Annotated in this window: 8 protein-coding genes and 1 pseudogene; 5 read left to right on the top strand and 4 right to left on the bottom strand. The window is 68.8% G+C overall.

Annotated features, from left to right (window positions below; all coding sequences use genetic code 11):
- The first annotated feature begins 442 nt into the window (after positions 1-442).
- Positions 443-1,120, top strand: coding sequence for a hypothetical protein (locus GV126_RS04570; RefSeq protein WP_159662905.1), 678 nt, complete (start codon positions 443-445; stop codon positions 1,118-1,120).
- A gap of 545 nt (positions 1,121-1,665) precedes the next feature.
- On the opposite strand, the pseudogene GV126_RS04565 reads toward GV126_RS04570, so the two are convergent.
- Both GV126_RS04565 and GV126_RS36235 read right to left on the bottom strand, forming a co-directional pair.
- A pseudogene (locus tag GV126_RS04565) lies at positions 1,666-2,512 on the bottom strand (transcriptional regulator); the annotation flags it as partial.
- A 280-nt stretch (positions 2,513-2,792) separates the two neighbouring features.
- Positions 2,793-3,374 (bottom strand): DUF6233 domain-containing protein, encoded by a 582-nt coding sequence (locus tag GV126_RS36235; protein WP_236569876.1) that lies wholly within the window; start codon positions 3,372-3,374, stop codon positions 2,793-2,795.
- 136 nt (positions 3,375-3,510) lie between these two features.
- Here GV126_RS36235 and GV126_RS04550 point away from each other — a divergent pair, with 136 nt between their 5' ends.
- A complete protein-coding gene (locus GV126_RS04550; RefSeq protein WP_159673313.1) occupies positions 3,511-4,476 on the top strand; it encodes a DNA polymerase Y family protein in 966 nt (321 codons plus the stop codon).
- Between the two features lie 732 nt (positions 4,477-5,208).
- On the opposite strand, the gene GV126_RS04545 is transcribed toward GV126_RS04550, so the two are convergent.
- Positions 5,209-5,814 (bottom strand): TetR/AcrR family transcriptional regulator, encoded by a 606-nt coding sequence (locus tag GV126_RS04545; RefSeq protein ID WP_159662904.1) that lies wholly within the window; start codon positions 5,812-5,814, stop codon positions 5,209-5,211.
- Between the two features lie 398 nt (positions 5,815-6,212).
- Here GV126_RS04545 and GV126_RS04540 point away from each other — a divergent pair, with 398 nt between their 5' ends.
- Positions 6,213-6,758, top strand: coding sequence for a DUF302 domain-containing protein (locus GV126_RS04540; RefSeq protein ID WP_159662903.1), 546 nt, complete (start codon positions 6,213-6,215; stop codon positions 6,756-6,758).
- Between the two features lie 174 nt (positions 6,759-6,932).
- Positions 6,933-8,390, top strand: coding sequence for an amidase family protein (locus GV126_RS04535; protein ID WP_159662902.1), 1,458 nt, complete (start codon positions 6,933-6,935; stop codon positions 8,388-8,390).
- Positions 8,391-8,473: 83 nt separating this feature from the next.
- Here the strand turns inward: GV126_RS04535 and GV126_RS37430 are convergent, their stop codons facing one another.
- Positions 8,474-8,833 carry a lantibiotic dehydratase gene (locus tag GV126_RS37430; protein WP_369123902.1) on the bottom strand — a complete coding sequence of 120 codons (360 nt, stop codon included), beginning with the start codon at positions 8,831-8,833 and terminating at the stop codon, positions 8,474-8,476.
- A gap of 216 nt (positions 8,834-9,049) precedes the next feature.
- Here GV126_RS37430 and GV126_RS04525 point away from each other — a divergent pair, with 216 nt between their 5' ends.
- Positions 9,050-9,979 carry a S41 family peptidase gene (locus tag GV126_RS04525; protein ID WP_159662900.1) on the top strand — a complete coding sequence of 310 codons (930 nt, stop codon included), beginning with the start codon at positions 9,050-9,052 and terminating at the stop codon, positions 9,977-9,979.
- The last annotated feature ends 219 nt before the right edge of the window (positions 9,980-10,198 follow it).

Below are 10,198 nucleotides of genomic sequence, written 5' to 3'. Positions count from 1 at the left end.
CGGGCGGTCACCGCACCCCACCTCGTCGCCCTCGTCCGCTCCGGCGCCCGCTTCGAAAACGGCCACCTCGTCGAGGACCTCGAAGCCGCCTGAAACTCAACTCACCCACAAGTCTTGACAATTACTCGGCCCTGTGACTGCATCACAGTGGCGCCGAGCGAGAACGCCCACGGTTCGATCCTCGGGCCGATGAGGACGACCTGCGCTTCGTCGGGCCTCTTTGGGGCGTTCCGGTTCACGAGTCGGCGGTCGAACTGGCGGGAGTGCGGTGGGTATCGGGACCCGCGGTATGACCTGTAGGGAGCCAGTAGAGGCAAGAGGCCCCGTACGGTGTCTTCAGAAGTTCTGCGCGAGTGGGGGAGGCGCCATGCCTGGCAGACGACAGAGCAGGCGGGCCCATCTGGAGTCCACGGTAGTGCCCCTGGGCTGCGGCCTGCTCCTGGTGCTCGTCATCGTCGGCCTGGTCGTCGGCCTGCTCAACAGCAGGGACGACGAGGTGGCCGACGTCCCGCCACCGTATGAAGCTCAGTCGGTGATCGAGCTGAACTCCCCGCCGGACGGCTTCGAGCCGGACGCCAAGCCCGCAGGACACTGGCTGAACGCGCCGGAGGACGGCTCTGACTCGGTGGAGAGTGACATCGTTTCGGACTTCTATCCGCGACTGGGTGACCCCCAGGCCGATATCAGGGTCAACTGCCGGGACAAGAGCCTGGCGGACTACAGCAAATTCCATTGCCTGGTGCGGACAAGCAATGCCGCAGACCCGCACAGAAACGTCGAAGCCACCTATGACGTCGCCATGGGCCACTCTCAGGCGGGCTCTTACGAGGGGCAACAGGTGCAGACGTTCACCATCGAAGCGAGGAAGATCCCGCTGGTCCGCGCTCAGGTGCTCCAGGAACTGTGGGAGACGCACGAACGCCTCAAAAATCACAAGGAGATGAGGCTGGCATGTGATCGCATGCCGGCGGTAATGATGGTGGAACCGGGTGCAACCACACAGCACCACTGCTACGTGAAGCACGTCACCGACAAGGCCATCTGGTGGACGACATATGCAGTCCGCGCACCGGACGCCGACGATCCCTTCCGCAAGCCCGTGCTCGCAGACGTCCGTTAGCCCCGCCGACCACGGCGTAGGGCTCATGGCGCGGCAGGGTCTTCGCCGAACAGCGGTATGTGCGCACGTCCACGCCTGTGCGGATGCAATACGGCCGGACAGGGTGCCTGAAGGGTGTGGAGCCGGAAGGCAACGAGCGGGAGTAGGCGTGGGCGGCGTCGTCAGGGACCGGTTGCCGGGACGGCCGGTGCGCGGGGCATGGACTACACGGTGCAGCTGGAACTGTGCGAACGGCTGACGCACGTGGTCGACCGCGCGGAGCAGGCGTCGTGCTGGACATGACGGGCGTGACGTTCTGCGACTCCGCAGGGCGGAACGTGCTGTAGGGGGCCCGTCGTGAAGCGGACAGGTGCGAGGTGGCGTTGACCCTGGCCTGCGTCCCGGGCACGGTGCGCCGGCTTTGGAGATGACCGGGGCCGGCCAGGTCCTGCGGGTCTACGCCACGGTCGCCGACGCCGAGGCTGCCTTGAGCGCGCCGGCACGCGCGACTACAGGTCTGCGGTGGTGCCGGCAGCGTGAACTGCACCGCCTGTCCGCTGGGGTGGTCACGCCTCGATGGTGAGGGTGTAGGTGTCCTTGACTTTCACCTCGGTGACGGTGCGGCCTTCGGGGAAGACGGCGCGCCAGTCGCCGATGACGTGGAGTTCGTCGGTGCCCATGGCGTGGACCATGGTCAGGCCCTCGTCGTAGGCCTTGAACGCTTTCATCCAGAGGTTGGCGAAGGCCTGGGAGCGGGTGAGGTGCATCCAGTCGGTGCGGTAGATCTCGCGGTTGTAGTGGGACTCGCCGAGTGTGGAGACGAACTTGCTGTACATCGCTTTCACGTACTCCAGCGTCACCTCGTCGCCTTCGGTGATCGCCTTGTCCCGGGCGTCCTTGAGCAGGATGCGGAACTTCTCCAGCAGGGTCTTGATGGCGCCGGACGTCCAGGACTCGTGGATGACGGGCGGGTCGCACAGACCGTACTTCGGACCCGAGAGGGCGCAGCAGCTGGCGCAGAGTCGGCTCGCCGCCCCAGACCGGCCCCGGCTCGTCGCGGGCCCCGATCGGGTTGGGCAGCACCGCCTCGTGCTCCCACGCGGGCGAAGTGATCAGATGGAAGCCGGAGCGGCGCCGGTGGTGGGTGTTGCCGCTTGTGTGCTCCAGCTGCCCGAGCCGCAGCCACGTCTTGAGCGCGGACAGGTAGGCGCCGTTGATGTCCAGCGCGGTCACCTGGTGCTCACCGGGCGGCAGCTCGGGGCGGGTCCACTTGGGGCGGGCCTCCCAGATCTCGTCCGCGCCGCGCGCGGTCTTCTTGCACAGGATGTCCGGCAGCCACGGGTGCGCGACGATGTCGTATCGGCCGCCTTTGCGGGTGTGGTCCAGCAGTGCCATGGCGTCAGGGACCGCCCGCCAAAGAGGCCCGCGGCGACCAGGGGGAGGCAGAGGTCCACGAGATGCCCGCCGGGAAGAAAAAAGCCGCGGCGAAGAAGCAGCCGGCCAAGAAGGCCGCGAAGAAGACCACGGGCCGCCGGCCGCGCAGCGCCTGACCGTCGGGGGAAGCCCAGCTCGCTGTCCGGCTTGGCAGTGGGGGCAGGGGATGGCGCCCTCGGCGGTGCTCGAAGCGCGACATGCCGCGGCACACCGTGCACCCCGCAGGCGGCTGCCATCCTGAGGGCATGTCCGGCGAGCGCTACCGCCTCACCCTGACTGCCGGTGGCCGGCCGGTGATGCAGGGCCGGTGGGCCAGCGAGACGACAGCGTTGCGGAAGTTCTCCGGCTGGATCGGCGAGTACGGAAATCTCCACGGCGTCCGTATCACCCTGGTCGACGAGGAGACCGGGGAGACGGTGACGACATGGCCGGAGGAGGAGTGAGACCTCCGGCGTGTGGTCGTCGGGTAGCCGGAGGTCCTTGCTGTTCCGGTCGGGGTGGCTAAGTCGAGGATGTGCAGGCGGGTGTCGGGCTGGCAGTGGCTGCAGGCGGGCAGGCCCGCGGCCAGGGGGCGGCGGGCTTCGTCGCGGCTGGCGGGGCGGCGGCGGTTGCCGGGGAGGGGGGAGTCGCCGGCGTGCACCTGCACGGGCGGGCTGCCGTTGCCGATGCCGAGTTCGACGATCCACTCCGGGGGCCGGGGCCGGTTGCGGCGGCCGCGTTCGGTCTCGGCCTGCCGTGTGCGGATAGCGGCGATCTTGCGGTCGATGCGTGCCAGCCACATGGCGTGCCAGACCCTGAGGGTCTGCAGGCGCTCCAGGTCGGGCGGCAGGTCATCGAACATGTTTTTGATTCTAAGGTCGTGATCCGCCCGTGCATCTTCCACCGTGCATGTTCGATTATATGTTCGATATGGTGGTCGGTGGGAGGTGGTCGTGGTGGCCAGCACGGCGGGGCCGGCGGGAAAGGAGCCGACGGTGATGCATGTGCGCTGCCCGGACCGCCTGCCCGAGGAGGGCTACCGGCAGGGCCTGGGACTGCTGGCGGACCTGTCGCCGGGGGGGCAGGCGCTCCCGCCGACCGCCGCACTGGGGGGACTCAAAGGCGCCCCCTCCTACTACGGCACCGACGCGCACCGGCTGGGGGAGATGCTGCGGATCCGTACGATTTCTCGGCTCGGGATCGACGTGCGGGTCGGGATCGGCCCGACGGTCACCGTGGCGGCCACCGCCTCCGCCCAGATCCCCCGGCCCGGTGGCGTGCTGACCGTGCCCGCCGACGAGGCCGTGGACTGGCTGGCCGGGCTGCCGGTGAAGGCACTGCACGGCATCGGCCCCCGCCAGGCCGAGGCCCTGCACGACTACGGCATCCACACGGTCGGCCTGCTCGCCGCCGTCCCACCCGCCACCGTTCAGCGCCTGCTCGGCGGCAGGGCCGGCCGGCAGGCCGCGGACCGGGCCCGCGGCATCGACCCCCGTCCCGTCGTACCCCGCGCCCTGCCCGCCACCGCCACGGTCCACCACACCCTCCCCCAGCACACCCTCGACGGCGCCACCGTCCGCGCCGCCCTCCTCGACCTCGTTGTCCGGCTGGGCCGGCTGCTGCGCCGCCGCGGCCAGGCCGCGCGCGCCCTCACCCTGACCCTGCAGTTCCCCGGCAGCACGTGGCACAAGACCCGCCGCCTGGCCGAACCGTCCGGACACGACGAGGACCTGCGCACCCTGGCCTACCAGCTGATGGATGCCGCCGGCCTGCAGCGTGGCCGCCTGACCGGCATCACCCTGAAGGCAGCCGACCTCATCGACGCCGACCAGGCCGCCCAGCAGATCAGCCTCGACTCCGCCCGCGAGGCACGCCTGGTCGCCGAAGAGACCATGGACTGCATCCGCGACAAGTACGGGCCCAGCTCGATCGGCCCCGCCGCCGTCTTCCGCCACGCCTCATGACGCGACGCACCGGAACGGTGGACATCCAAGCCCGGGTGCGGGTGTGGCCCTCCAGGTGCGGTGTACGGCGACCACACCGTTCGCGAGGCCGGGCCGGAGCGGTGTGGTCGCCGCGCCGGCCACAGTGGGGCTGACCTGTCGGGCGTACTGGACCGGGGTGGTTGGCCGGTGCGTTTTAGCGTGGTGGTGCCTTGTGGTGACAGGACGCAGGAGCTCGGGCGGCCCCTGTACGCGAGCGCCCTGGGCAGGCGCCGCCCCTGCGGCCGGGGGACATGACGGGAACCCTGATCGGGCGGAGCGCCTCGATGGGTGCATCCGGTATAGTTGATCTTGAGCGCGCTGGCCGGGTTCCGGTCTGGCGGGCCGGTGCGTTGGTGGTCCAAGGAAAGACGCCCCGCTTCCTGCGGGGAGATGCAGGTGCAAGGCCTGCCCGGCGCTCGAGACGAACCCCGTCCCTGACCTATCAGGGGCGGGGTTTCTTCACGCCCGCCGCAGGCCGACGACCGGGGATGGCTGTCACCCACTTGCGGGTGACGGCTCCCGCACCAGGTGGGGTGGCGCCGACTGGCGGACAGGCGCCACGAGCCAGTTGCTGCGGGCATGGATGGCGCGGCTGTCCTGGGGGCCGGCCGGGTGAGGCTGGATGGCGGTCTTGGGGCATGGCAGCAGTCGGCGGAGCCGCGAGCTGACACCGGCCAGACCGGTTGACGGGTGTGGCGAGTGGAGGCGCCGTCAGTTGGGTCCTGTTGCCTGGTTGATCAGCACCCTGGCCAGTTCCCGGGCGTCCTGGTACGGAAGCGTGTCATTGAGGGAGGTGGACAGGGCGTTGGCCCCTTCGAACAGCACGGCGAGCCGCCGTCCGAGGGGTTCCGGCTCGTGCGCGCCCGCCTCGGCGGCGGGTTCGATCAGGCGCTGGGGGAACCCTCTCTTGTGACGTTCGACCAGCGCTGCCGCTTCGGGCATTGTCCCGGCGGCCTCGACGGCGGCGTTGTGCAGTGGGCAGCCGCGCATGACCTTGGCTGGCGGCGAGTCGGCGAACAGCGCCAGCAGACGCTCGCGCGCGCTGAGGTCGGTGCGCTCCAGGACGGCCTCACCGTGCACGGGCCCTTCCGGGTCTGACTCGACATACCGCAGGTAGGCGCTGACCAATGCCTCCTTGCTCGGGAAGTGCTGGTAGAACGTGCGAGTCGACACCTGCGCCACGTCGGTTAGCTTCGCGATGCCGGTGACGTGTATGCCGTCGCGGGCGAACAATTCCACGGCGGCGCGCAGGATGCGCTCCCGCGCCCCGCGCCCGCCTCGTCGAGGTGTGCCGGCCGCCGTTTCAGTCGTTGCCATGGCACAAGTATACCGATCGCTTTACTTCCCTGGAGGGGCGTGCTACGTTCAGTTAAGTAAAACGAACGCTTTACTTGGTGGAGAGTGCACACGCTGCCTGACCGCCGGCCGTGCCCGGCGGCTGTGTGGCGGCTGCCCTCGCCGGGCTTCGCGATCTACCGCAGAAAAGTGGTTGACCGGCTCGGCTGCAACGACGCACGGACTCGGCAGTCGCACGGCATCCCTCGTGTTCGGACGGCGTACGCCGGCCCGGCTGTGGATCGGGACGGTCGAGCCGGCGGACTGCCTGATGGTGCCGGGGCGGCCCGGGAGCGGCCGTGAAGTGTGCGGTCGGACACCTGGCGTGGCTGGGCGCTCCACCTCTCTCTATGCTTGTCAATACGAAAGATTGGACAAAAATGTCCACCCAGAACTTCGTCGCAACTTCCCACGAAGTCGTCCGGTGGTCGATCGACACCGGAACGTCCTTCGATGACTTCCGGGCTCGGTACGAAGCTGCTGTGCCGGCACTGGACCTTGATCGGATGGCGCAGCTCCGCGCGGACCGGGCGAGCTGGGACACCGTGCTCGCTGCCGCCGCGGAGAACGCTCCGCACGGTTTCATGCGGTTCTGGAGCGCCGACGTCGGGGCGACCATGCGGCTAGCCGGCAACCCGGGACTCTGCGCCACCTACCTGATGGGAAATCACACCATCGCCGAGCGCATGTACCGGCACGACCCGGGGGTGATGCTCTATGCCCCGCTGCGTACGACGATCCATCAGGACCGTCAGGGCACCACACTGTTCTCCATCGACCAGCCCAGCACCCACTTCTCCAGCTTCGACGTTCCTGACATCGCCGCCGTCGGCGAGGAACTGGATCACAAGGTCGTCGACCTGCTGAAGGTCCTGGGCGTGATCGTTCCGCCTGCCCTTTCCGCCGCTGCAGCGCATGCCCGGTAAGGGGGGAATGCATAGGCGGAAAAGGCGCAGATACCGCGATTTTCGGGCAGGTAGTCCATTTCCCTGCCCGGTGTACATCCAGCAGTTCCTGTCGCGATCGACCTGCAGGGCCGACTTCCGCAAAACGGAAAAGCTGATCGCTTGGCGAGACTTGCTCGCATTCGAGGAGACACCATGCAGGACAAGACAGCGACCGCCGGTGCGGCGTCGGGTGATGACGAGCTGGTCGAGCTCGGCGTAGCGGCAGCTGCTGCCGCGATCCGTAACGGCGATATCACATCCGTCGCGTACGCTTCCGCACTTCTGCGGCGCGCACGCAAGCATGCCGACCTCAACTCTTTCATCACCATCGACGAGTCCGCAGTGCTGACCGCGGCGCAGGAGGCGGACAAGGCCCGCGCCGCAGGTGCCGTTGCTCCCCTCCTCGGCGTCCCGATCGGGATCAAGGACAGCTACGCCACCGCTGGTGTGCGCACCACGCTCGGCGTCAGTAACCTCAAGAACTTCGTTCCGAAGCATGGCGCCGACGTTGTCGTCGCACTCCAAGACGCCGGGGGCATCGTCTTCGGCAAGAACAATCTCGTGGAGATGTCCTTCGGACTGACCGGGCATAACAGTACATACGGCCAGGTGAAGAACCCCTACAGCCACGCCCACGTCCCCGGCGGGTCCTCCAGCGGCTCCGGGGCGGCGGTCGCCGCCCGCATCGTCCCCGCATCGACCGGAGGCGACACGGTGGGCTCCATCAGAGTCCCCGCCTCCCTGTGCGGTGTGGTCGGCTACAAGCCCACCAACGGCCGCTGGCCCGGAGGCGGTGTCGCTCCGGTCTCCCACACCCTCGACACCACGGGCATCCTCGCCCGCAGCGTCGAGGACTGCGCGCTGCTGGACCAGATCGTCACCCGGAACACCACCGCCCCGACTTCGCAGCGCTCCGACCTGCGCGGGGTCCGCTTCGCCCACGCCCCTCGGCAGTACATGAACGTGATCGATCCCGAGACTGCTGCCCACTTCACCGCCGCGCTCGAACGCCTTCGCGACGCTGGCGCCGACGTCGTCGAAGTCGACCTCGGAGACGACTTCATGGATACGGCGAACCGGCTGACGTGGAACTTCTTCTTCCGCGAGATGCGGGAAGCGGTCACGCAATTCGTCGCCCGCAACAACTTCCCCGTCACGTTCGATGAGATCTACAGCGACATCAAGCCCCAGCTCAAGGCGATCTGGAGCCAGGTCGTCGTCCCGGGCGGGCCGGGCTACCTCTCCGACGAAGGCTACGAGTCGGCCCTGGCCACCGAACGTCCGCAACTCCAGCGCCGACTCGGCCAGGTATTCACCCACCACGCGGCCGACGCACTGCTCCTCCCGACCACACCCTGCCCCGCGCCCCTGATCGAGCACGTTTCGAGTCTCACCATCGCCGGCCACCAGGTCGACGAACGGTTCCTCGCCTACAACACCATCCCCGCCAGCGGAGCAGGCCTGCCCGGCATCAGCATCCCCATCGGCCTCAGCACCAACGGATTGCCCATCGGCCTCGAGATCGACGCCGCCCACGGCGAGGACATCGCCCTCTTCGACCTCGCCGGCCGAGTGGAGTCCCTCTTCGAGACCCTGCCCACACCCGCTTGAGCACAACACCGCCCACCGAGCCACCTACCTGGCCTTTCTCGGACTCGCCGCAGCCCTGTGCTGCTACAAGCGGTTGATCCGCCTCACCACATAGGACACGGTCTAAGGGCCTTGCCGCTCCAGACGCATAACCAGGTTGGAGAGCCACTCCATGTCCGGACGGGTGTGAGTCCGGATGGGTGTGGCCTCCAGAGCGAGGTCCGTTGTCTCGGCCAGTGCACCAGGCCGACGCCAGCGAAGAGGCCGAAGGGAGCTGGCCTGGTGCTCATTCGGATGGGGTACCGCACGAGCTTGCCGCGGAGCCTTGCCGCCGCTCGGTCATCTGGGTGTGTGCGTGCCAGCGCATCGGTCAAGTCGCGGCTGGCCACCAGGACGGCAAGGCGCGCCTGCACATCGTCAGGATGTTGTGACCCGTTGCAACGCGGTGGCCGTGAGGCAGCCATCGCGTCCGCGGGTAGCAAGGGCGCCCGGATCATGGCCCAGTCCTGTGAGTTCGTCACCGTTGATCGTCAACGTTAGGGTTGCGTCCCGTGACGAGAGCTTGGAGGCGGATGGGTCGGGGACGTTCGCTGCGCATGCCGGCATGTGCGGTACTGGCCGGAGTTGTCGTCGCGGCGACGGGATGCACAAGCGGCGCGCAGGACTCAGCCGGTGACGACATGGCCCCCGCGGCGCGGACGTACTTGTCGAAGGCGCTGAGCATGATGGAAGAGCACTCTTTGCTCCGTCACCGGATCGACTGGAACCACCTTCGAAGCAAGGCGTTTGCGCAGGCCCGCGGGGCGCAGAAGCCCGCAGACACCTACGGGGCGATCGAGTCGGCGTTGGGGGCTCTGGGCGATGGGCACAGCACCTTCTGGAGCCCGGAACAGAGCAAGGAAACCCTGGACTCCTCGGCGCCTTCCTCCGACCCGCCGCGGGCCCGTTCCCTGAAGAACGGCATAGGGTACGTCGCCCTTCCCGGCGTGGACGGTTCCCAGAAGACATACGACCAGTACGTACGGCAGGGCCGGGCCGCCGTGGCGAAGGCGGACGGCGCGGGAGCCTGCGGCTGGGTGGTGGACCTGAGGCCGGAGACGGGCGGCGGCATGTGGCCCGTGCTCGCCGTGGCGGGACCGATCCTGGGCGACGGCACGGCGGGCATGTTCGTCGACGCGGACGGCAGGAAGTCCGTGTGGTCGATCAAGGACGGCGCCCCGTACCTGGACGGCAAGTCGCAGGGCTGGAGCACCGGCGGCCGGCCCCTCGCCACCAGCAGGCCACCGGTCGCCGTCCTGACCGGCCGGCGGACATCCAGCGCGGGCGAGGCGGTCGCGGTGGCCTTCCGCGGACGCCCAAACACCCGCTCCTTCGGTGAGCCCACCTTCGGTGTCCCGACGGGAAACGCCTCCTACCGCCTGTCCGACGGAGCCACGCTCTTCATCACGGGGGTCAAGGACGCAGACCGCACGGGCCGCACCTACGACGCCCCGATCCCGCCGGACGAGGAAGTCGTCAAGGACCCCCGACCGGCGGCCCGCCACCAGGACGCCGTCCTGGACGCAGCCCAGAACTGGCTGCTCGAGCAGGCCGCCTGCCGACAACGGTGACACTGCGCGGCCACCCTGAAGTGCTGGTCTGCCGCTCGCCGCCCGGGATCGACGGCGTGACCATGCGACACCCGCATCGAACAGCCCGGTCCGGCCTGCCCGCTCCCACGCCGGATCCTCCTCGGCGCCCGCCCCGCTGCTGACCGAGGGCGCTGCCCCGGCGCTGCACCGCCCCACCCCACCTCAGTTCCTGGCAGGCTTGCCGGAGCTGTCGTCCCC

Origin of the sequence: Streptomyces mexicanus (assembly GCF_902506575.1) — a bacterium.
Classification (GTDB): domain Bacteria; phylum Actinomycetota; class Actinomycetes; order Streptomycetales; family Streptomycetaceae; genus Streptomyces; species Streptomyces mexicanus.
The sequence above is the reverse complement of the archived record's forward strand: the minus strand, read 5'-3'. Positions and strand labels throughout refer to the sequence as shown.

What these genes read in the sequence shown, in the direction of transcription:
- GV126_RS04525 (WP_159662900.1), top strand. Translation starts at nt 9,050, where the DNA reads ATGGCCCCCGCGGCGCGGACGTACTTGTCGAAGGCGCTGAGCATGATG.
- GV126_RS37430 (WP_369123902.1), bottom strand. Translation starts at nt 8,833, where the DNA reads ATGGCTGCCTCACGGCCACCGCGTTGCAACGGGTCACAACATCCTGAC.
- GV126_RS04550 (WP_159673313.1), top strand. Translation starts at nt 3,511, where the DNA reads ATGCATGTGCGCTGCCCGGACCGCCTGCCCGAGGAGGGCTACCGGCAG.
- GV126_RS04545 (WP_159662904.1), bottom strand. Translation starts at nt 5,814, where the DNA reads ATGGCAACGACTGAAACGGCGGCCGGCACACCTCGACGAGGCGGGCGC.
- GV126_RS04540 (WP_159662903.1), top strand. Translation starts at nt 6,213, where the DNA reads ATGTCCACCCAGAACTTCGTCGCAACTTCCCACGAAGTCGTCCGGTGG.
- GV126_RS36235 (WP_236569876.1), bottom strand. Translation starts at nt 3,374, where the DNA reads ATGTTCGATGACCTGCCGCCCGACCTGGAGCGCCTGCAGACCCTCAGG.
- GV126_RS04535 (WP_159662902.1), top strand. Translation starts at nt 6,933, where the DNA reads ATGCAGGACAAGACAGCGACCGCCGGTGCGGCGTCGGGTGATGACGAG.